Origin of the sequence: Actinacidiphila bryophytorum (assembly GCF_016916835.1) — a bacterium.
Taxonomy (GTDB): Bacteria; Actinomycetota; Actinomycetes; order Streptomycetales; family Streptomycetaceae; genus Actinacidiphila; species Actinacidiphila bryophytorum.
In genome coordinates, this window is the sequence record NZ_JAFFIX010000011.1 from 214,954 (window position 1) to 234,518 (window position 19,565).

At 72.9% G+C, this 19,565-nt stretch carries 20 protein-coding genes; 11 read left to right on the forward strand and 9 right to left on the reverse strand.

All coding sequences use genetic code 11. From position 1 onward, the window contains the following. Nucleotides 1-453 precede the first annotated feature (453 nt). Nucleotides 454-906 carry a hypothetical protein gene (locus tag JT723_RS18625; RefSeq protein WP_205045796.1) on the forward strand — a complete coding sequence of 151 codons (453 nt, stop codon included), beginning with the start codon at nt 454-456 and terminating at the stop codon, nt 904-906. 84 nt (nt 907-990) lie between these two features. Here the strand turns inward: JT723_RS18625 and JT723_RS18630 are convergent, their stop codons facing one another. Next, nucleotides 991-1,962, reverse strand: coding sequence for a pirin family protein (locus JT723_RS18630; protein WP_205045797.1), 972 nt, complete (start codon nt 1,960-1,962; stop codon nt 991-993). 79 nt (nt 1,963-2,041) lie between these two features. Then, a complete protein-coding gene (locus JT723_RS18635) occupies nt 2,042-3,826 on the reverse strand; it encodes an acyclic terpene utilization AtuA family protein (protein ID WP_240165838.1) in 1,785 nt (594 codons plus the stop codon). 195 nt (nt 3,827-4,021) lie between these two features. On the opposite strand from JT723_RS18635, the gene JT723_RS18640 reads away from it, so the two are divergent. After that, a complete protein-coding gene (locus JT723_RS18640) occupies nt 4,022-4,561 on the forward strand; it encodes an NUDIX hydrolase (RefSeq protein ID WP_205045799.1) in 540 nt (179 codons plus the stop codon). Between the two features lie 7 nt (nt 4,562-4,568). Here JT723_RS18640 and JT723_RS18645 read toward each other — a convergent pair whose 3' ends face one another. After that, nucleotides 4,569-4,901: a hypothetical protein gene (locus JT723_RS18645; protein WP_205045800.1), complete on the reverse strand. Its 333-nt coding sequence runs from the start codon at nt 4,899-4,901 to the stop codon at nt 4,569-4,571. Nucleotides 4,902-4,930: 29 nt separating this feature from the next. Here JT723_RS18645 and JT723_RS18650 point away from each other — a divergent pair, with 29 nt between their 5' ends. The 4 genes from JT723_RS18650 to JT723_RS18665 are packed head-to-tail and all read left to right on the forward strand — an operon-like array spanning nt 4,931 to nt 6,874. Further along, nucleotides 4,931-5,935, forward strand: a complete 1,005-nt coding sequence (locus JT723_RS18650; RefSeq protein ID WP_205045801.1) for a hypothetical protein — start codon at nt 4,931-4,933, stop codon at nt 5,933-5,935. Continuing rightward, nucleotides 5,932-6,084 (forward strand): hypothetical protein, encoded by a 153-nt coding sequence (locus tag JT723_RS18655; RefSeq protein WP_205045802.1) that lies wholly within the window; start codon nt 5,932-5,934, stop codon nt 6,082-6,084. The genes JT723_RS18650 and JT723_RS18655 overlap by 4 nt, the downstream gene beginning before the upstream one ends. 53 nt (nt 6,085-6,137) lie before the next feature. Next, nucleotides 6,138-6,551, forward strand: a complete 414-nt coding sequence (locus JT723_RS18660; RefSeq protein ID WP_251513817.1) for a YidH family protein — start codon at nt 6,138-6,140, stop codon at nt 6,549-6,551. Next, a complete protein-coding gene (locus tag JT723_RS18665; protein WP_205045803.1) occupies nt 6,548-6,874 on the forward strand; it encodes a DUF202 domain-containing protein in 327 nt (108 codons plus the stop codon). The genes JT723_RS18660 and JT723_RS18665 overlap by 4 nt, the downstream gene beginning before the upstream one ends. A gap of 64 nt (nt 6,875-6,938) precedes the next feature. Here JT723_RS18665 and JT723_RS18670 read toward each other — a convergent pair whose 3' ends face one another. Then, nucleotides 6,939-7,667: a FadR/GntR family transcriptional regulator gene (locus JT723_RS18670; protein WP_205045804.1), complete on the reverse strand. Its 729-nt coding sequence runs from the start codon at nt 7,665-7,667 to the stop codon at nt 6,939-6,941. A 147-nt stretch (nt 7,668-7,814) separates the two neighbouring features. On the opposite strand from JT723_RS18670, the gene JT723_RS18675 reads away from it, so the two are divergent. Both JT723_RS18675 and JT723_RS18680 read left to right on the forward strand, forming a co-directional pair. After that, on the forward strand, nt 7,815-8,327 hold the full coding sequence (locus tag JT723_RS18675) for a gluconokinase (protein WP_205045805.1): 513 nt from the start codon (nt 7,815-7,817) through the stop codon (nt 8,325-8,327). Nucleotides 8,328-8,391: 64 nt separating this feature from the next. After that, entirely contained in the window at nt 8,392-9,789 is a 1,398-nt protein-coding gene (locus tag JT723_RS18680; protein ID WP_205045806.1) for a GntP family permease, read from the forward strand. Nucleotides 9,790-9,852: 63 nt separating this feature from the next. On the opposite strand, the gene JT723_RS18685 is transcribed toward JT723_RS18680, so the two are convergent. Next, the gene (locus JT723_RS18685) at nt 9,853-11,169 is read right to left on the reverse strand and encodes a glucarate dehydratase family protein (RefSeq protein ID WP_205045807.1); all 1,317 of its coding nucleotides are present in this window, start codon (nt 11,167-11,169) and stop codon (nt 9,853-9,855) included. A gap of 121 nt (nt 11,170-11,290) precedes the next feature. Between JT723_RS18685 and JT723_RS18690 the strand changes: the two genes are divergently transcribed. Both JT723_RS18690 and JT723_RS18695 read left to right on the forward strand, forming a co-directional pair. Beyond that, nucleotides 11,291-12,349, forward strand: a complete 1,059-nt coding sequence (locus JT723_RS18690) for a phosphotransferase family protein (protein ID WP_205045808.1) — start codon at nt 11,291-11,293, stop codon at nt 12,347-12,349. A 5-nt stretch (nt 12,350-12,354) separates the two neighbouring features. Beyond that, nucleotides 12,355-13,569: an acyl-CoA dehydrogenase family protein gene (locus JT723_RS18695; protein WP_205045809.1), complete on the forward strand. Its 1,215-nt coding sequence runs from the start codon at nt 12,355-12,357 to the stop codon at nt 13,567-13,569. 330 nt (nt 13,570-13,899) lie between these two features. On the opposite strand, the gene JT723_RS18700 is transcribed toward JT723_RS18695, so the two are convergent. From JT723_RS18700 to JT723_RS18715, 4 genes are read right to left on the reverse strand one after another with little or no spacing between them, the layout of a single operon-like run. Continuing rightward, a complete protein-coding gene (locus JT723_RS18700; RefSeq protein WP_205045810.1) occupies nt 13,900-14,883 on the reverse strand; it encodes an NADPH:quinone oxidoreductase family protein in 984 nt (327 codons plus the stop codon). A 19-nt stretch (nt 14,884-14,902) separates the two neighbouring features. Continuing rightward, nucleotides 14,903-15,547, reverse strand: coding sequence for a TetR/AcrR family transcriptional regulator (locus JT723_RS18705; protein WP_205045811.1), 645 nt, complete (start codon nt 15,545-15,547; stop codon nt 14,903-14,905). A gap of 50 nt (nt 15,548-15,597) precedes the next feature. Further along, nucleotides 15,598-17,253: an AMP-binding protein gene (locus tag JT723_RS18710; RefSeq protein ID WP_205045812.1), complete on the reverse strand. Its 1,656-nt coding sequence runs from the start codon at nt 17,251-17,253 to the stop codon at nt 15,598-15,600. Then, nucleotides 17,250-18,032: an SDR family oxidoreductase gene (locus JT723_RS18715; RefSeq protein WP_205045853.1), complete on the reverse strand. Its 783-nt coding sequence runs from the start codon at nt 18,030-18,032 to the stop codon at nt 17,250-17,252. Before JT723_RS18715 ends, JT723_RS18710 begins: the two co-directional genes overlap by 4 nt. A 248-nt stretch (nt 18,033-18,280) precedes the next feature. On the opposite strand from JT723_RS18715, the gene JT723_RS18720 reads away from it, so the two are divergent. Next, nucleotides 18,281-19,519 carry a serine-threonine protein kinase gene (locus tag JT723_RS18720; RefSeq protein WP_205045813.1) on the forward strand — a complete coding sequence of 413 codons (1,239 nt, stop codon included), beginning with the start codon at nt 18,281-18,283 and terminating at the stop codon, nt 19,517-19,519. Nucleotides 19,520-19,565 lie beyond the last annotated feature (46 nt).

Here is a 19,565-nt window from a genome sequence, read left to right on the forward strand (position 1 = left end):
CGACCCCCGCGACCGGCGGGAATCACCCGCGGCCACGACCCCGGCACCGGTGTCCGAATTCCGCCAGCGGACCGCGCCCAACCAACGCCTTTTCGGCGATCCTCGACATCACGCACACAAACACAAATATCAACGCCAGGACGGTGCATACCGCACCACCGCGACCGCAATTACCTATTGTTGCCCAGTGGTCCGACATATGGGATGGGCACTTGCGATTCTGTGAAGTTGTCAGGTACGCACCCCGTGTGATGGCTGGCCTGCACAGCGTCCCCAACTGCGGTAGTACGGCGCCTCACCCGTCCCACGCGACGTCAATTTTCACACAAACTAAAGCGGAATATACAATTCCAGGGAACACTGCGAAGCGCATAATTGGTACCTTCGTCGGAGCGGTCGACATCGGGACCCGAACACTATGAACTGACGGACGCAACGGGGGAGCTGCATTCAGTGAACTCTGCCAAACGAATGGTGTTCTTCGATCTGGATCATTCCGCACTCTCATTGGACGCGCAGGAACTCCTGCACACCGCCATCGACCACCACCGCACCCAGGGAGACTTCCTCGTCGCCATCACCCGGCTCCACCAGCCCGTACCACTCGACATGGACCTCGCCATCTCCCACCACATCGCCGACGCCGAGCGACCCCCGTGCATATGCCCCGGCACAGCGAAGACCCTGGCCGTCGTCGAGGCCATCCTGGGCACCGGAGCCGACCCCTCGCAGTGCTTCGTGTACTCCGAGCCGTGCAGCGGGGGCCGATTACTGACCATTGTCGGCAACCCGCGCATCCTGCCCTGCTGCCCCACGGGCATCGAGCAGGCCCGCCGCAAGGGCTGGCGCTGCATCCGAGCCATCACCGACGCCGCCGGAGGCGGCGGACTCGCCGAGCTGACCTGAACCGCCGGTGCGGTATCGGGCCGCCCGGGGGGCGCCACCCCCGGGCGCTCGCGCCGCCCCCCACAGCGCCGTGGGCCGGCCGGGTCAGCGCTCCCGCCCGCGCGGCTTGAGCGGGGTCGGGGGCAGCTCGGGGGCGAGCAGGCGCGGACCCGCGTAGCCGTGGACCTCGCCGAAGCGGTCCGCCGCGGCCTCCCACTCGGTACGCGCCCGGGTGATCTCGTCCCCTGAACGGGCCACGAAGTTCCACCACATGACGATGCGTTCGGCGAACGGCTCGCCGCCCAGCAGCATCACCGAGCTGTCCACGTCCGCGCGCAGCGGCAGTTCCGTGCGTCCGCAGCCCAGGTAGAGCATGGAGCCCGGTGACAGCCGCACCCCGTCGGCCTCCGCCTCACCGGACATGGCCAGGACCGCGTACTCGAAGTCGGGCTGCAGCGGCAGTCGGGCGTGGGTGCCCTCGGCCAGCGTCAGGTCGGCGCCCGCGATCGGGGTGTAGGCGGTGCCGGGGGAGACCGCGCCGTCGAGTTCGCCCAGGACGACCCGGGCGTGCAGCCCGCCGCCGCCGGTGACGGTGGGCAGTTCCGCGTGGTGCTCGAAGGCCGGCGGGACGTCGCGGTGGGTGTCGGGCAGGGCGACCCACAGCTGGGCGCCGTGCAGGTAGCGGGCGTGGTCGCGGGGCGACTCCTCGGAGTGCGAGATGCCGCGGCCCGAGGTCATCAGGCCCAGTTCACGGGGCCGTACGGTCTGCTTGCTGCCCAGGCTGTCGCGGTGCAGCACCTCGCCCTCGTGCAGCCAGCTGACCGTCTGCAGGCCGGTGTGCGGGTGCGGCGGGACCTGCATGCCGGGCTCGTCGGCGATGTCGTCGGGGCCGTAGTGGTCGACGAAGCACCAGGCGCCGACCATCCGCCGGCCCAGGTTCGGCAGCAGCCGCCGCACCTGGGTGCTCTCGCCGAGCTGGACGGTGCGGGCGGTGAGCAGTTCACGGACCGGGGCGGCGGACACGTCCTGGCGGCCACCGCAGACGGTGGCGGACGGCTTCACATCGAGATTGCTCATGCCCCGATCATGCCCCGGCCCCGCCCCGGCGCGCGGCAGCCCGGCCCGGCGGCGTCACTCGCCGGGCGGTGCCGGGACCTCACTCGTCGGGCAGCGAGGCGTACGGGCCGAGCGGCAGGTCCAGGAGATGTTCGGGGATGTCGGCCAGGCAGCCGCGCAGCCGTTCGCCGAGCGCCTTGGCCTGCGGGTCGGCACTGGTGGACGCCGCGACGCCGTCGCCGAGCAGGCCGTGCACCACGAAGTTGACGGCCCGCAGGTTGGGCATCTCGTAGCGGCTGACGGGGAGTTCCGCGCTCTCCGGGAGCAGTGCCCGCAGCCGCGGTACGTCGAGGTAGTCGCGCAGCCACAGGTAGGTCCTGTCGTCGCGTGCCCACACCCCGACGTTGGCGTCGCCGCCCTTGTCGCCCGAGCGGGCGCCCAGCAGGGTGCCCAGCGGCAGCCGGACCGTCCTGGCCCGCCCGGGATCGTACGGCTCGGGCCTGCCGGTGCGCCGCGGGCCGCTGCCGGGGACGGCGGCGACCGGCGGCTGCGGCTCGGGCGGCACGGCCTCGTCGCCGGGCGGCGCGGGCAGGGCGGCGGGCGAGCCGGGGTGCGCGGTGGGCGGGCACGGCACGGGCAGCCGGGTGCCGTCGGCCAGTACGGTGACCGCGCGGACCTCGTGGGCGGGGACCAGCGCGGGCCAGTACACGCCGTATTCGGTGGCCCGTGCGGTGGCGTGCTCCAGGTACAGGCCCGGGTAGCCGGCCAGCGCGGAGCCGGCGACAGCGGTGAAGAAGCGGCGGCCTGCCACCTCGGGGTCGGGGTCCTTGACCGTGAGGGTCAGCCGGTCGCAGCCGCCGCCGTGCTCGCGCCGCAGGTCGTAGGCGGCGAAGCCGGCCGGGCCTCCGGTGGCGTCGCGCAGGGTGGCTTCGGCGAAGTCGGCCTTGGCGTCCAGGTCGAGGCCTGTCAGCACGAAGGTGGCGGTGTTCCGGTAACCGCCCTGGTGGTTGATGCACACCTTGAGGTCGGCGGGCGCGGGTTCGCCGATGACCCGGCCGACGGCGACCCGGTCGGGTCCCTGCTGGGCGAGCCGTACGGTGTCGAAGCGGGCGACGACGTCGGCGTTGAGGTAGCGCGGCCGGCCGATCTCGTAGAGCAGCTGGGCGGTGACGGTGCCGACGGTGACCGCGCCGCCGGTGCCGGGGTGCTTGGTGATGACGCTTGAGCCGTCGGCGGCGACCTCGGCGATGGGGAAGCCGGGGTGGACGGGGTCGGGGATCTCGGTGAAGAAGGAGTAGTTGCCGCCGGTGGCCTGGGTGCCGCACTCGATGATGTGGCCCGCGGTGACCGCACCGGCCAGCGCGTCCCAGTCGTCGAGCGCCCAGTCGTGCGCCCAGGCGGCGGGGCCGACGACCAGTGCGGCGTCGGTGGTCCTTCCGCACACCACGACGTCGGCGCCGGCCCGCAGGGCCTCGGTGATGCCCCAGCCGCCGAGGTAGGCGTTGGCGGTGAGCACCTGCACGCCGGAGCCGGCCAGCGGGCGGCCGGTGGCCAGGTGGGCGAAGTCGTGGCCGCGGGCCTGGAGTTCGGGCAGCCGCGCGAGCAGGTCGTCGCCCTCGACATGGGCGACGGCGGGGTGCAGGCCGGCCGCCGCGGCCAGGTCGCGCAGTTTCCCGGCCAGGCCCGCCGGGTTGAGGCCGCCGGCGTTGACCACGACCTTGATGCCGCGCTCCAGGCAGGTGCCCAGGACGTCGCGCATCTGGGCCAGGAAGGACAGCGCGTAGCCGGTGTCCGGGTCGCGCTGCCTGGCCTTCCACAGCAGCAGCATCGTCAGTTCCGCGAGGTAGTCGCCGGTCAGCACGTCGATCGGGCCGCCCTCGACCATCTCCTTGGCGGCCGAGAGCCGGTCGCCGTAGTAGCCGGAGCAGTTCGCGATCCGCAGGGGTTCCCGCCGTACGGTCAACCGTCTCTCCCGTCACTCCGGTACCGGGCCGCCGATGCGGACGATCATCCTTGGCGCGGTTGACGGTACGCAAGACCGCGCACACCGCGGTTGCGGGCGGGGTGGTTGAATCGGGGCATGAGCGAGGGCGATGCGGCGGCGCAGCTGTCCGCGGACGAGATCATCGACGTCGTCGACGAGCAGGACCGGGTCGTCGGGCAGGTGCGGCGGGCGGAGGCGTACGCCCGCGGGCTGCGGCACCGGGCGGCCTTCGTCCTGGTGCGGGACGGCGCGGGCCGCATCTTCGTGCACCGGCGCACCGCGCACAAACTGGTCTTCCCCTCGCTCCACGACGTCTTCGTCGGCGGTGTGCTGGGCGCCGGCGAGTCCTACGACGAGGCCGCGCTGCGCGAGGCCGAGGAGGAGCTGGGGGTCAGCGGGCTGCCGCGGCCCGAGCCGCTTTTCCGCTTCCTGTACGAGGAAGGGCCGCACACCTGGTGGTCGGCCGTCTACCAGGTGCGCTGCCATCTGCCGGTGTCGCCGCAGCCGTCGGAGGTCGACTGGTACGGCTTCCTGACCGAGGAGGAGCTGGCGCTGCGCCTCACCGAGTGGGAGTGGGTGCCCGACGGCCTTGAGGCCTACCGCCGGCTGCTGGCGTGGTCGGCGGGGCAGGCCTGAGGGCGGCTCAGGCCAGGAGCAGGAAGCCCGCCAGGACGGACACCGCGTTGGCGGCTGCGGAGGCAGCATAGGGCAGCGGGCCGCGCAGCCGCAGCGCACGGGACATCAGAAGGCCCTCGGCCAGCACCACCGCGGACTCGGCGGCGGCGAAGGCGGCCCAGTAGCCGCCGCCGTGCACCTGGCGCAGGAACCACCACAGCAGCGGGTGCGTCACACAGTTGACCATGGCGGCGGCCGGCGCGGTACGGCCCGGCGCCGTGGCGCAGGTGAGGCGGAGCGCCGCTGCGTAGACGGGCACCTCGGTCACGACGGTGAGGGCGAGGGCCGCGGGGTAGGGCACGGCGGGATCGTGTCACGGGGAGGGAAGCCATGGCCAGTGCGGTCGGTTCGGATGTGGGGGGCGCCCTCGGCGGGCGCCCGCTGGGGATCGGCAGGGTGGGCAACGGCCCGGTGGCGGGCTTCCTGCTGTGCACCGCGGTGGTGCTCGCGCTGTCGCTGCGGATGCCCGCGGGCACCGCGGTGGTGGGTCTTGCGGCCCTCGGGATCCTGCACAACGTGCTCGAACTGCGGTATATGGCAGGGCGTTTCGAGCAGGTGCTGCACGGCCCCTTCCTGCGCCTGCTGGCCGCGCTGATCAGCGGCATCGTGCTGTGCCGTGTGCTGCCCGCCGGCACCGCCACCAGGGACGGCGAGATCCTGCTCGCGTACGGCCTGCTGGCCGCCGCCTGCGTCCACGCGCTGCGGCAGCGCCCCGCGGTCCTGGCCGCGTCCTGCGCCGTGATCGTGGCGGCGGCCGCGGCGTCGCTGAGCTTTCCCGACTACCACTTCGTGGTGCTCACCCATCTGCACAACGTGGTGCCGCTGCTCTTCCTGTGGGAGTGGTCGCAGCAGATGCGGCGCGGACGCCGGGCCTTCCGCGCGGTCCAGGTCGGCTGGGTGCTGGTGATCCCGGCGCTGATCCTGTCCGGCGCCCTCGACGGAGTGATGGGCTCCGGCTCCGCGTGGACCGCCAGGCTGTCGGTCTCCTACACCCCGCCGGCCTGGCAGCACGGCGGCACCGACCAGCGCTTCGTGACCGTCTTCGCCTTCATGGCGCTCATGCACTACCTGGTGTGGGTGTGGTTCATGCCGCGTTACGCCCCCGACGCGACCGCGGCCTTCGAGCGCCGGGTGCCGGTGCTGAACGCCCGCAGGGCGTGGGCACTGGGCCTGGGTGCGGGCGCGGCGCTTGCCGCGCTGTTCGTCAGCGACTACGACCAGGGCACCTCGGTCTATGCCGCGCTCGCCAGCTACCACGCCTACCTGGAATTCCCCGTCCTGCTCATGCTCGTCCTGGGGACGGGTCCCCGGGCCACCACAGGAGGCACCGCGTGAAAGCGTTCCGCACCGACGTCCTGCTCGCCGACATCGCCCCGCGCCACGAGGGCTCCTCCGGCGGCCACACGGCGGTGGTCGTGGTGTCGGTGGTGCTGGCCGTCGCCGTGGTGGTGCTGGTCTACGCGGCGATGCAGCGCCGCAAGTGAGGCCGGGCGGTGCCCCGCGGGTGGGGGCGTACGGCAGCGCATAGCGTGGACGGGTGAGCGTATTCGACCAGCTGGGCGCCGGCCGGGACGCGGTGCGGCTGTGGTTCACGCCGAGCCGGGTCCAGGGCGAGGGCGAGACACCGGACTACCGGTTCTCGCTCGCCAACGAGCGGACCTTCCTGGCGTGGATCCGCACCGCGCTGGCCCTGATCGGCGGCGGCTTCGCCGTCGACCAGTTCCTCACCGACCACCTGACGCACTGGGCGCGGGTGACGCTGGCGCTCGCCCTGCTGGCCGGGGGTGTGGCCTGCACCCTGCGGGCGGTCAACCACTGGGTGCGGTGCGAGCGCGCCATGCGGCGCGGCGCGGACCTGCCGGTCTCCCGCTTCCCCGCGGTCCTCGCGCTGCTGGTCGCGGTGATCGCGGTCGCCATGGTCGCGGTGGTGCTCGTCGGCTGGGCCGGATGAGCGCCGTACGCCACCCGGTCGAGACCGACCGGGACCCCGGGCTCCAGCCGGAGCGCACCCGGCTGGCCTGGCGGCGCACGACGCTGTCCTGCGCGGTCACCGCGGTCCTGGCGGGACGCCAGGTGCTGCACACCGGCGGCGCGTCCGCGGCCCTGGCGGCGAGCCTGGCCGCGCTGGTCTTCCTGGTCTTCCTCTGGCTCGCCCACCGCCGGATACTCCAGCTCGACGCGCCCCGCCCTGGCCTGCTGCCCGCCGCCTCCGCGCTGGCGGTGGTGGTGTGCATGCTGGCCCTCGCGGTCTTCGGCGCCGCGGTGGTGTGGTGACCGGCCCGGCCCGGGTGCGCTGAGCAGTGCTCGGCCCGGGTGCGCCGAGCCCCCGGGCCGCCGGTCAGGGCGCCAGGATGTCCAGTTCGCGCAGGGCGCCCACGCAGACCTCGCGCATCAGGTCCTCCGCGGCCCGCGCGTCCCTGGCGCGTACCGCTTCTGCGACCTTCACGTGCAGGGTGACCGCGGGCGGGTCGGGGGCGGTGAACATCACATGGTGCTCGGTGCGCCCGGTCAGCACCTCGGCGACGACATCGCCGAGCCGGGCGAACATCTCGTTGCCCGAGGCCTCCAGGACCACCCGGTGGAAGGCGATGTCGTGGACGAGGTAGGCGTCCAGGTCCGCGGCCCGGGCCGCGGCGGCCATCTCGGCTGCCAGCACGGTCAGTTCGCGGCACTGGCCGGGTGAGGCGGCCGCCGCGGCCAGCCCGGCGGCGACCGGCTCGACGGCGGTGCGCAGCATGGTGAGCGAGCGCAGCTGGCGGGAGCGGTCGGCGCCGGCGAGCCGCCACCGGATGACGGCCGGGTCGAAGACGTTCCACTCCTCGGTGCGGCGCACCGTGATGCCGACGCGGCGCCTGGTCTCCACCAGGTGCATCGCTTCGAGCACCCTGACGGCCTCGCGCACGACGGTGCGGGAGACCCCGTAGCGGGCCTCCAGTTCGTCGATGCGCAGCACCGTGCCGGGCGGATACCCGCCCGAGGCGATGGCCGGGCCGAGTTCGGCCAGGACCCGGGAGTGCAGGCCGCCGCCTTCGTCCTGCCCGTCCCGCCGGGATTCCTGCTGTGACATGACGACAGCCTAAGCGTCGGCACAGTCATATGACTTTTACGTCACAGGCACTTGAATAAGTAGTACTTAAGGTGTTCAGTGGTCGCCACACGCACCGCAGGAAGCGGCACGCGGCACATACGTACGGATGACGTGGAGGCACACGCAATGACGGCTGGACCCGCACCGCGGCCGGTGATCGTGGTCATGGGAGTGTCCGGGTCCGGCAAGTCGACGGTCGGCGGCCTGCTGGCCGAACGGCTCGGTGTGCCCTACGCGGAGGCCGACGACTTCCACCCGGCGGCCAACATCGCCAAGATGTCGGCCGGCCACCCGCTGGACGACGCCGACCGGGCGCCCTGGCTGGACGCCATAGCCGAGTGGATCACCGGGCGCGGCGACCTGGGCGGCGTCGTCAGCTGCTCGGCGCTGCGCCGCCGCTACCGCGACCGGCTGCGCGCCGGTACGACCCCGGTCTTCTTCCTCCACCTCGACGGCTCCCCCGAGCTGATCGCCGCCCGGCTGGCCGCCAGGATGCAGCACTTCATGCCGCCCGGGCTGCTCGACTCGCAGTTCGCCGCGCTCGAACCGCTGGCCCCCGACGAGGCCGGCGCCGTCGTCACGATCGACGGCGGCCCGCAGCAGATCACCGAACGCGCCCTGGCCGCCGTCCCCCGCTGACCCGGCCGGGCCGCGCCCTGCCGCCTCCGTAACCCCGTATCCCCGTCCCCCCCTTGGAGTACCCGTGTCCGCACTCAGCGTCGAGCTGCTGGCCGCCGCCACGCCCCCGCAGATAGCCGACGCCGGCAACACCCGGCTCGCCCTGGCCGCGCTCGCCGGCATCGCCGTCATCGTGCTGCTCATCACCCGCTGGAAGGTGCACGCCTTCCTCGCCCTGACCATCGGCTCCGGAGTGCTCGGCAGTGTGGCGGGCGCCCCGCTGGCCAAGACCGTCACCAGCTACTCCACCGGGCTCGGTAACACGGTGGCCAGCGTCGGCACGCTGATCGCGCTCGGCGCGATCCTCGGCAAGCTGCTCGCCGACTCCGGCGGCGCCGACCAGATCGTCGACACGATCCTGGCGAGGACCAGCGAGAAGCGGCTGCCGTGGGCCATGGCCCTGATCGCGGGCCTGGTCGGGCTGCCGCTCTTCTTCGAGATCGGCATCGTCATCCTGATCCCCGTGGTGCTGCTGGTCGCCCGGCGCAGCGGCCAGTCGCTGATCAGGATCGGCATCCCGGCACTGGCCGGCCTGTCGGTGATGCACGGCCTGGTGCCGCCGCACCCCGGGCCGCTGGCCGCGATCAGCGCGATCCACGCGGACATGGGCACCACCCTCGCGCTCGGCGTGCTGGTCGCGCTGCCCACCCTGGCCATCGCGGGGCCGCTGTTCGGCAGGGTCGCGGCCGGCTGGGTGGACGTGGTGCCGCCGGAGCGCCTGACGCCGGCCCGCGCCTCCGACGACCTCGATCGGCGGCCGAGCTTCGCCGCCACGGTGTGCACGATGCTGCTGCCCGTGGTGCTGATGCTGGCCAAGGCGCTGGCCGACGTCATCGTCGACGACCAGAGCAGCCTGGCCTACCGGGTCTTCGACGTCATCGGCACCCCGCTGATCGCGCTGCTGGCCGCCGTGGTGGTGGCGATGTTCACCCTCGGCCGGGCCGCCGGCTTCAGCAAGGACAGGATCTCCTCGACGGTGGACTCCTCGCTCGGCCCGATCGCCGGCATCCTGCTGATCGTCGGCGCGGGCGGCGGCTTCAAGCAGACACTGATCGACTGCGGCGTCGGCCAGATGATCCTGGACTGGTCCAAGGACTGGCACATCTCCGCCCTCTTCCTCGCCTGGCTGATCGCGGTGCTGATCCGGGTCGCGACCGGCTCCGCGACGGTGGCGATCATCTCGGCGGCCGGCCTGGTGGCACCGCTGGCCGAGGGCATGTCGTCCACCCACACCGCGCTGCTGGTGCTGTCGGTCGGCGCCGGGTCGCTGTTCTTCTCGCACGTCAACGACGCCGGCTTCTGGCTGGTGAAGGAGTACTTCGGGATGGACGTCCCGCAGACCCTCAAGACGTGGTCGGTGATGGAAACGGTCATCTCGGTGGTCACGCTCGGGTTCGTGATGCTGCTGTCGCTGGTGATGTGACGCGTCCGCACATGCGCAAGGGGCGGCGGGCCGTTGCGGCCCGCCGCCCCTGTGTGCCCGGGGTCACCAGCGCGGTACGGCCGGGGTGCGCCATTCGGGGTCGGCCTTGCGCATCGCGGCGGCGTCGTCGCGGTCCCGCATCGTGCCGTCGTCGTCCAGCCAGCGCTGGTGCAGCGCCTTGAGCGCGTCCCGGTCCAGCTCCACGCCGAGCCCGGGCAGGTCGCTGACGGCCAGCGCGCCGCCGGTGAAGACATGGCGCTCGGTGATGACGTCCTCGGTCTGCCAGGGGTAGTGCGAGTCGCAGGCGTAGTCCAGGTTGGGCACGGTGGCGGCGACATGCGTCATGGCGGCCAGGCTGATGCCCAGGTGGGTGTTGGAGTGCATCGACAGGCCGACGCCGAAGGTGCGGCAGATCGCGGCCAGCTGCTGGGTGTTGCGCAGGCCGCCCCAGTAGTGGTGGTCGGACAGCACCACCTGGACGGCGTCGCGCGCGAAGGCCTCCTTGATCTCCTGGAAGGTCGTCACGCACATGTTGGTGGCCAGCGGCACATCCGTGCCCGCCGAGACGTCCGCCATCCGCCCGGTGCCGCTGGCCGGGTCCTCCAGGTACTCCAGCACCTCGCCCAGCTCCTCCGCGACCCGCAGCGAGGTCTCCACCGACCAGGCGCCGTTGGGGTCGAGCCGCAGCGGCTTGCCGGGGAAGGCCTCGGCCAGTGCGCGGACGGCGGCGATCTCCTGCTCGGGCGGGAAGACGCCGCCCTTGAGCTTGAAGGAGCCGAAGCCGTAGCGGTCGGCGAAGCGGCGGGCCTGGGCGACCACACCTGCCGGGTCGAGGGCGGCGCCCCAGTCGTCGGCCTCGCCCTGGCCCTGGGGGTGCTCGGCGAGCCGGTAGAAGAGGTAGGCGCTGTAGTCCACGGCGTCGCGGACCTTGCCGCCGAGCAGCGCGTGCACGGGCAGGCCGAGCTGCTTGCCGAGCGCGTCGAGGCAGGCGACCTCGAAGCCGGAGATCACCGAAAGACGCAGCTTGTCGGCGGTCTGCACCCCGCGCAGCCCGCCGACGTCGACGGAGTCCGACACCTCGGCGGGGTCGCCGCACACCGCTTCCGCGAGGGTGAACAGCCCGTTCAGATCGGTGACCCGGTGGCCGGGCAGCGCCTCGGCCAGGGGTGCGGCGAGGTCCAGATAACGGGTGTCGCCGTACGTCTCGCCCACCCCGGACGTACCGTCGGCGGTGACGACCTCGATGATGAGCCGGGGGGTGTAGGGCTGGTGGACGCCCTGGGTGTTGAGCAGCGGCGGGTCGGCGATGAGGATGGGGGTCAGCCGCACCTCGGCGACCGTGAACGCGTCGGATGGACCCGCCGGGTCCGCTGTCTGCATATATGAATCACGTTCACCCATAAGACCGGAGCGTAGGCGTGAAACCCCTTACCCGTCAACGCGGACGGCAGGCACAGGCGGGGAACTGGACGACATACCGACCAGTCGGTACGATTCACGCATGAGTGAATCCGACAGTCCCCGGGGCCTGGACCTGGACCGGCTCCGCCGCCATCTCGACCGGCGGCGCCCCGGACTCGTGACCGGCGAACTGCAGGCCGCGCTGATCCAGGGCGGGCGCTCCAACCTCACCTACCGGGTCACCGACGGCAGCTCCACCTGGGTGGTGCGCCGCCCGCCGCTCGGCCATGTGCTCGCCACCGCCCACGACATGGGCCGCGAGCACCGGGTGATCAGCGCACTGGCCCCCACCCCCGTCCCGGTGCCGGGCACCGTGCTGCTGTGCGAGGACCCCGAGGTCATCGGAGCCCCCTTCTACGTCATGGACTTCGTCGAGGGCACCCCCTACCGCGGCGAGGACGAACTGGTCGCCCTCGGACCCGAGCGGACCAGGGCGATCGCGCTCACCCTGGTCGACACCCTGGTCGACCTGCACGCCGTGGACCCCGGCAGCGTCGGACTCGCCGACTTCGGGCGCCCCGAAGGCTTCCTCGACCGGCAGCTGCGGCGCTGGGGCAAGCAGCTCGACGCCTCGCGCAGCCGCGACCTGCCCGGCATCGACGAACTCCACGCGGGCCTCGGCAGGGCGCTGCCGCACTCCCCCGCGCCGACCGTCGTGCACGGCGACTACCGGCTCGACAACGTGCTCTTCGACGGCGGCGACCGGCTCACCGCCGTCCTGGACTGGGAGATGTCCACCCTCGGCGACCCCCTCACCGACATCGGACTGCTCGTCATGTACGGCGAGCAGCACGACATCCCCGGCTTCCCCGTCCCCACCGCGGGCGGCGCCCCCGGCCACCCCCGCGCCGGTGAGATCGTCCAGCGGTACGCCGCCAGGTCCGGCCGCGACGTCTCCGCCGTCGACTGGTACACCGCCTTCGCCTACTTCAAGATCGCCGTGATCCTCGAAGGCATCCACTACCGCTGGACCCTCGGCCAGACCCTCGGCCCGGGGTTCGACCGCATCGGCACCGTCGTCCCGCTCTTCATCGAACGCGGGCTGAGCAAACTCCAGGACCACGCCCGCGACCGGGCGGCATCGCACCAGGAGGACTGACCACGATGGACTTCGCCTTCGACACCAGGACCGAGGAGCTGCGGTCGGAACTGGCCGCCTTCCTCGACGAGCACATCTACCCGGCAGAGGCCGTCTTCGCCGAGCAGCACGAGCAGGCGGGACCCGACGCCCACTGGTCCGTACCCCCGGTGGTGGCAGAGCTGAAGGCCGAGGCCAGGCGGCGCGGCCTGTGGAACCTCTTCCTGCCCGGCGAGCACGGGGCCGGCCTGACCAACCTGCAGTACGCCCCGCTCGCCGAACTCACCGGCCGCAGCCCCTTCCTGGCCCCGACCGCACTCAACTGCGCGGCCCCCGACACCGGGAACATGGAAGTCCTCGCCGAGTTCGGCACCCCCGCCCAGCGCAAGGAGTGGCTGGAGCCGCTGCTCGCCGGCGAGATCCGCTCGGCCTTCGCCATGACCGAGCCCGACGTCGCCTCCTCCGACGCCACCAACATCGAGACCCGCATCGAACGCGACGGCGACTCCTATGTCGTCAACGGCCGCAAGTGGTACATCTCCGGGGCCATGAACCCCGACTGCGCCGTCTTCATCGTCATGGGCAAGACCGACCCGGCCGCCGACCGGCACCGCCAGCAGAGCCAGATCCTCGTCCCGCGGGACACCCCCGGCGTGGAGATCCGCCGCGGCATGCGGCTGTTCGGCTACGACGACGCCGACCACGGCGGCCACGCGGAAGTCGTCTTCCGGGACGTCAGGGTGCCTGCCGACAACCTCATCGGCGAGGAGGGCGGCGGCTTCGCCATCGCCCAGGCCCGGCTCGGCCCCGGCCGCATCCACCACTGCATGCGGCTCATCGGCATGGCCGAGCGCGCCCTGGAACTCATGTGCCGCCGCGCCAACGCCCGCATCGCCTTCGGCAAGCCGCTGGCCGCGCAAGGCGTGGTGCAGGAGTGGATCGCCGACTCCCGGGTCGAGATCGAGCAGCTGCGGCTGCTCGTGCTCAAGACGGCGTGGCTGATGGACACGGTGGGCAACCAGGGGGCGCACACGGAGATCCAGGCGATCAAGATCGCCACGCCGGCCGGGGTGCAGCGGATCATCGACCGTGCGATCCAGGCGCATGGGGCGGGAGGGGTCTCCCAGGATTTCCCGCTGGCGCGGCTCTGGTCCGGTGCGCGTAGCCTGCGGCTCGCTGATGGCCCGGACGAGGTCCACCGCCGTTCTCTCGCCAGGCGCGAGCTCGCCCGCTACGCGTAGGGGGCTGCCACTTGCAGTGGCGTCGCGTCTTTCCCCCGATGGCGGGTTGCGCGCCCAGTTCCCCGCGCCCCTGGGTGGGTGCCATTTGCTGTGGCGTTGCTTCTTTCCCGCTCCTCGGGTTGCGCGCAGTTCCCCGCGCCCCTGATGGTTGCCCTCTCACGCAGAGCTGGCGCTTTCAGGCGGCGCCCTCTGCGCGAGAGGGTGAGCGTTTTTCAGGGGCGCGGGGAACTGCGCGACCAGCCCGCGCCGGGCGGAAGAAAGGCAACGCCACAGCAAGTGGCAATCACCTACCCGCCCCCACCGCACCGGAAGGTGCAAGCGCGCCCCCGGTCAGGGGTGGAGGGCCAGGCGGCCCGTGGTGCGGCCGGCGGCGACGGAGGTGACCGCGGCCGGGGCCGCGGAGAGGGGGAGCCGGGCGGAGACGAGCGGGCGTACCGCTCCCGACGCGGCAAGCCGCGTCAGCTCCTCGTGCGCCCCCCGCACAGCGCCCGGCTCGCGCGCGGCGTAGAGCCCCCAGTGCAGCCCGAGGATCGAGTAGTTCTTGACCAGCGCATGGTTCAGGCCGGGGGACGGCACCGTACCGCCGGCGAAGCCGACGACGACGATGCGCCCCTCGAAGGCGATGCACTTGGTGGAGCGGGTGTAGGCGTCACCGCCGACCGGGTCGTAGACGACGTCGGCGCCGCGACCGCCGGTGGCCTCCTTCACCACCGCGACGAAGTCCTCCGCGTGGCGGTCGACGACGACGTCTGCTCCGAGTTCGCGTGCAGCCTCGGCCTTGTCGGGGCCGCCGACGACCCCGATGACGGTGGCGCCCGCGGCTTTGCCGAGCTGGACGGCCGCGCTGCCGACCCCGCCTGCTGCGGCGTGGACGAGCAGCGTCTCGCCGGGCTGCAGCCCGGCACGCCGGTGCAGCCCGAACCACCCGGTCTGGTAGCCGATGTGCAGCACCGCGGCTTCGGCGTCGTCCAGTGCCTCTGGCGCGGGCAGCACACCCGCGGCGGGCACGACGGCGTATTCGGCGAAGGCGCCGCCCGGCAGCGCGGCGGGGCTGATGACCCGGGCGCCTGCGTCCAGGCCGGTCACACCGGCGCCGAGCGCGGCGACCTCGCCGCACATCTCCACGCCGGGCGTGAAGGGCAGCGGCGGACGGATCTGGTATTCGCCGCGGCACAGCATCGCGTCGGGGAAGTTGACCCCGGCGGCCCGTACCCGCAGCAGCACCTCGCCGGGTCCCGGCTCGGGGACGGGGACCTCGTCGAGCCGCATCGCCTCGTGCGGCTCGCCGGTGTGGTGGACGCGCCATGCCTTCACGCTGGGACTCCCGGTGGGGTCAGGGCTGCCGCACCGAGTGCAGCAGCAGGTCGGAGAACTCGGTGGCGACCTGCTCTGCGGACAGCGGACCGTCCGCGTGGTACCAGGTGCCGAGGTGGTGCACGGAGCCGAAGAAGAAGTCGACCACCAGGTCGGGCCGCAGCCCCGGCCGGAAGTGGCCGTCGCGCTGGCCCTCCTCGACCAGTGAGCGGAACCGCTCGTGGTAGCGGCGGCGTTCGGCCCGTACGGCCTTCTGCTTCTCCGGGCTGAGCTGGTGCATGGAGCGGAAGAAGATCTTCGTGTCGTCGAGGTTCTGGATGCTGGTGACCACGACGTCGGCGGCGGCGTCCGCGAGCCGTTCGCGTACGTCCCCCTCGCGGGCGGCGATGGCGTCGAGCCGCTCGGTCTGCAGCCGCAGCACCCGGGCGTAGATCTCGTGCAGCAGGTCGTCCTTGGAGCCGAAGTAGTGGTAGAGGGCGCCCTTGGTCACTCCCGCGGCCTCGACGATCTCCTGGACGGAGGTGCGGTCGTAACCGCGTTCCGCGAAGAGCCGGGTGGCCTCGGCGAGCAGCCGTTCCGGCACCGCCGTGCCCGGGCCGCCGCCGGAAGCGGTGCCCGCGGCCGTTCCCGTGCCGCCGTCGTCGCCCGTCGTGCTGCGTGCCATGACCTGCCCCTCTCTCGTGCCGCCCACCGGCATTCCGGCCGGTATGGACCCTATCCGGCCGCCGCCTTGAGCTCGCGGCGGAGGATCTTGCCGGTGGCGGTCTTGGGCAGCTCGGCCAGCACCTCCACCTGGCGCGGGTATTTGTACGCGGCCAGCCGCTCCTTGCAGTACGCGATCAGCTCGCCGGGTTCGGCGGCGGCTCCCGGGCGCAGGCTGACGTACGCCTTGACGCTCTCACCGCGGTAGGCGTCGGGGACGCCGACGACCGCGGCCTCGCGGACGGCCGGGTGGGTGTAGAGGACGTCCTCGACCTCGCGCGGCCAGACCTTGAAGCCGGACGCGCTGATCATGTCCTTCTTGCGGTCCACGACGTAGAGCCAGCCGTCGGTGTCCATGAAGCCGATGTCGCCGGTGTGCAGTTCGCCGCCGGGGATGGCGGCGTCGGACTCGGCGGGCTGCCGCCAGTATCCGGGTACGACCATGGGGCCGCTCACCGCGATCTCGCCGGCCTCGCCGAAGGGCAGTTCGGCGCCGTCGTCGTCGAGGATGCGCACCATGGTGCCGGGGCCCGGCACGCCGACCGCGAGGGTCCCGGAAACCGGGTCGACGGGTGCCTCGTAGCCGGGCGGGACACTGGCGCAGGGGGCGGTGCACTCGGTGAGGCCGTAGCCGTTGGCGAGGTAGAGGCCGCCGGAGCGGGCGCGGAAGGACTCCACGACGGCCGGCGGCAGCGGGGCGCCGCCCGAGGAGATCAGTTTGAAGGACGCGAAGTCCTCCGCGGTGGCATCGGGCCGTGCCAGCAGGGCCATGAAGGCGGTGGCGGGTCCCACCGTGTAGGCGGGCCGGTGCTCGCGGAAGGCGTCGAGGACGACGCCGGGCTCGAAGCGGTAGGCGAGCGCCGCGGTGTGCCCGCCGGCCAGTGCCGCGGACAGCTGGCAGACCATGCCGGTGATGTGGAAGAGCGGGGCCAGCGCGAAGATCACCGCGTCCGGCGGCAGTTCGTGGATGCGCACCTGGCGGTGGGCGTTGTAGGAGATGTTGCCGTGGGTGTTCAGCGCGCCCTTGGGCCGCCCGCTGGTGCCCGAGGTGTAGCTGACCAGGGCGGTGTCGCCGGCGGCCGGCAGCGGCACGTCAGGGCGCGGTCCTGCCGCGGCACGGGCGGCGGCGAGCAGGTCCTGCGCGTCGTCGGCGGGCAGCCGGCCCGGGGTCAGTACGCGCGGGTCGTCGCGGGTCTGCAGGTCGAGTTCGCAGGCGGTGAGCGCGATACGCACCGGCGAGGACGCGGCCGTGGCCCGTACGTAGTCCTGCCACGCGCGTTCGGAGCACACCAGGGCGGCGGCGTCCGCGTCGGTGAGGACGTGCGCCAGTTCCTGCCGCCGGTACATCGGGTTGACCGGCACGACGGCGCCGCCCGCCTTCCAGGCCGCGAGCAGCGCCACCACGAACTGCGGCACGTTCTGCAGCATCACCGCGAGCCGGTCGCCGGGGGCGAAGCCGCGGGCGGCGAGGTGGCGGGCCAGGCCGTCGGAGAGGGCGTCGAGTTCGCCGTAGGTCAGCCCGCCGTCGAAGTACGCCAGCGCCCGGTGCTCGGGGCGGGCCTGGGCGGCGGCGAGGAAGCCGTGCAGGACGGAGGGCGGGTAGGGGGTCTCCGCGCGCTGCTCCTCGGTGAAGAACTGCAGCCACGGCTGGTCGGCGTACCGGCTCATGCCTGCTCCCCCGCCTTCGCCCGCAGGTCCTCGTAACCGCGCTGGAGCTTGTTCATGCCGCCGAGCCAGCGTTCGGGCTCGGCGGCGCGGGCCGCGTAGTAGCCGGCGACCTCGGGGTGCGGCAGGATCAGGAAGCGCTCCTGTGCGATGCCGTCCAGTACGGCCTTCGCGACGTCCTCGGGTTCGATGGCGTTCGGCGCGAGCACCAGGTCGCCCGCGGGACCGGCGGCGTCCAGCATCGCGGTGCGCACTCCCTGCGGGCAGACCGCGTGCACGGCGATGCCGCGGTGCCGGTAGGTGAGCGAGAGCCACTCGGCGAAGGCCAGCGCGCCGTGCTTGGTGACCGAGTACGGCGCCGCGCCGATCATCGTCAGCAGGCCCGCCGCGGACACGGTGGACACGAAGCGGCCGCTGCCGCGCTCCAGCCATTCGGGCAGCAGGGCGCGGGCGGCGCGGACATGGGCCATGACGTTGACGTCCCAGGCCAGCTCCCAGTCCGCGTCGTCGGCCTCCGCCCCACCGCCGGTGGCCACGCCCGCGTTGGCGCAGAAGATGTCGACACGGCCGCCGAGCGCGGTGCGGGCGGCGGGCACGACGCCCGACGCGTCGCCTGCGACCACTGCCGCGCCGATGCCGTCCGCGACCTTGTGCGCGGCCTCGGCGTCGAGGTCGTTGACCACCACCCTGGCCCCGCGGTCCGCGAAGGCGCGGGCCAGGGCGGCGCCGATACCGCCGCCCGCTCCGGTGACCACCACTCGGGCGTCGCGCAGTGCCTCCACCACAACCGTGTCTCCTTCGACTCGACTCCTGGCCGCTCCTGGCCGCCCCCGTGCTGGCATACTAAGCAGTCGGTCACCCGATCCGGAAGGGCCGGACCGCCCGGCGGCGTAGCTGGTGCGTATTCACCCGCCGGGGGGATGGACGCCGCCCCGGCCCACCGGGATGATGCGCGCACAGCGGACAATCGCGGGCCTTTCGGCTGCCGCCGGAAGGGAGCTTCCGGCAGGCGCCGGGGCAAGGGGGAGCCATGGCCGTGACCAGTGTGCAGCCGTACTGGGACCTGACCTTCGACGCGAGCGGCGACCCCGACCCCCGGCAGCGGGACGCCCTGCTCGGCCAAGCCGCCGGCCGTACCGACCTCGTGGTCTTCTCACACGGCTGGAACAACGACCTGTCCACCGCCTCCGCCCTCTACGACCGCTTCTTCGCGCCCTTCCCCGCGCTGCTCGCCGGCCGGCCGGACGTACGCCTCGGCTATGCGGGAGTCCACTGGCCCTCCATGCGCTTCTCCGACGAGCCCATCCCCGACTTCCCGCACCTCACGGCCATCGCGGCCGACCCGCTTGCCGCGGACATCGCCACGCTCAAGCGCGTCCTGCCCGGGCACGACGACGCGGCCGACCGCATCGCGGAACTCCTCACGCAACAGCCGGAGGACCCGGCGGCGCTGGAGGAGTTCGCCGCGCTCGTCCGCACACTGACCGGCTGCGCCTCGCCCGGCGCGGCGCTCCTCGCCCAGGACGTCGGCCCGGGCGACACACCGCCCGACCTGCTGACCGGCGACCCGGCCACCGCATGCGCGGAACTCGGCGACGCGCTGGAAGGACAGGCGCTCCTCGGCGGGCTCGGGTCACTGGGCAAGAAGGCCTGGTCGGGCGCGAGGGAACTGCTGCGCCAGGCCACGTACTTCGCGATGAAAGGACGTGCCGGGACCGTCGGCAGAGCCGGGCTCGGGCCGCTGCTCGGCGAACTCGCCGGGCGCGCACCCGGCACCCGGGTGCACCTGGTCGGGCACAGCTTCGGCGCCCGGCTGGTCTCCTTCGCCCTCGCCGGGCTGCCGCCCGGCACCCGCAACGTCGCCTCCGTGACCCTGCTCCAGGGCGCCTTCTCGCACTCCGCCTACTCCCCCGGCGGCGCCCTCGCCGGCATGCAGGCCCGCGTCCGCGGACCCGTCGTGGCCTGCCACTCCTCCCACGACCAGGCACTCGGCGTCTTCTACCCGATCGCCTCGCGGCTGGCCGGCGACGACAGGTCCCTGCTCGGGGACGAGCGCTGGGGTGCGCTCGGGCACGACGGTTTCCACGGTCTTCCCGGTGCCCCCGCGCTGCCGCTTTCCGCGGCCCTGGCCGCGGACCTTCCCGCCTCGTGCGTGAGCGTCGACGCATCCGCGGTCGTCTGCGCGGGCGGTCCGCCGTCGGGGGCGCACAGCGATATCTGCCACGCCGATCTCGCCGCCCTCACCCTCCACGCGGCCACCCTCCTCTGACCGGGGGTCCCCCCGACCTGCCCCTCCCCCCGATCCCGGGACCTTC

What these genes read in the sequence shown, in the direction of transcription:
- JT723_RS18630 (WP_205045797.1), bottom strand. Translation starts at nt 1,962, where the DNA reads ATGAGCAATCTCGATGTGAAGCCGTCCGCCACCGTCTGCGGTGGCCGC.
- JT723_RS18635 (WP_240165838.1), bottom strand. Translation starts at nt 3,826, where the DNA reads ATGGTCGAGGGCGGCCCGATCGACGTGCTGACCGGCGACTACCTCGCG.
- JT723_RS18640 (WP_205045799.1), top strand. Translation starts at nt 4,022, where the DNA reads ATGAGCGAGGGCGATGCGGCGGCGCAGCTGTCCGCGGACGAGATCATC.
- JT723_RS18650 (WP_205045801.1), top strand. Translation starts at nt 4,931, where the DNA reads ATGGCCAGTGCGGTCGGTTCGGATGTGGGGGGCGCCCTCGGCGGGCGC.
- JT723_RS18665 (WP_205045803.1), top strand. Translation starts at nt 6,548, where the DNA reads ATGAGCGCCGTACGCCACCCGGTCGAGACCGACCGGGACCCCGGGCTC.
- JT723_RS18670 (WP_205045804.1), bottom strand. Translation starts at nt 7,667, where the DNA reads ATGTCACAGCAGGAATCCCGGCGGGACGGGCAGGACGAAGGCGGCGGC.
- JT723_RS18675 (WP_205045805.1), top strand. Translation starts at nt 7,815, where the DNA reads ATGACGGCTGGACCCGCACCGCGGCCGGTGATCGTGGTCATGGGAGTG.
- JT723_RS18685 (WP_205045807.1), bottom strand. Translation starts at nt 11,169, where the DNA reads ATGCAGACAGCGGACCCGGCGGGTCCATCCGACGCGTTCACGGTCGCC.
- JT723_RS18690 (WP_205045808.1), top strand. Translation starts at nt 11,291, where the DNA reads ATGAGTGAATCCGACAGTCCCCGGGGCCTGGACCTGGACCGGCTCCGC.
- JT723_RS18695 (WP_205045809.1), top strand. Translation starts at nt 12,355, where the DNA reads ATGGACTTCGCCTTCGACACCAGGACCGAGGAGCTGCGGTCGGAACTG.
- JT723_RS18705 (WP_205045811.1), bottom strand. Translation starts at nt 15,547, where the DNA reads ATGGCACGCAGCACGACGGGCGACGACGGCGGCACGGGAACGGCCGCG.
- JT723_RS18710 (WP_205045812.1), bottom strand. Translation starts at nt 17,253, where the DNA reads ATGAGCCGGTACGCCGACCAGCCGTGGCTGCAGTTCTTCACCGAGGAG.
- JT723_RS18720 (WP_205045813.1), top strand. Translation starts at nt 18,281, where the DNA reads ATGGCCGTGACCAGTGTGCAGCCGTACTGGGACCTGACCTTCGACGCG.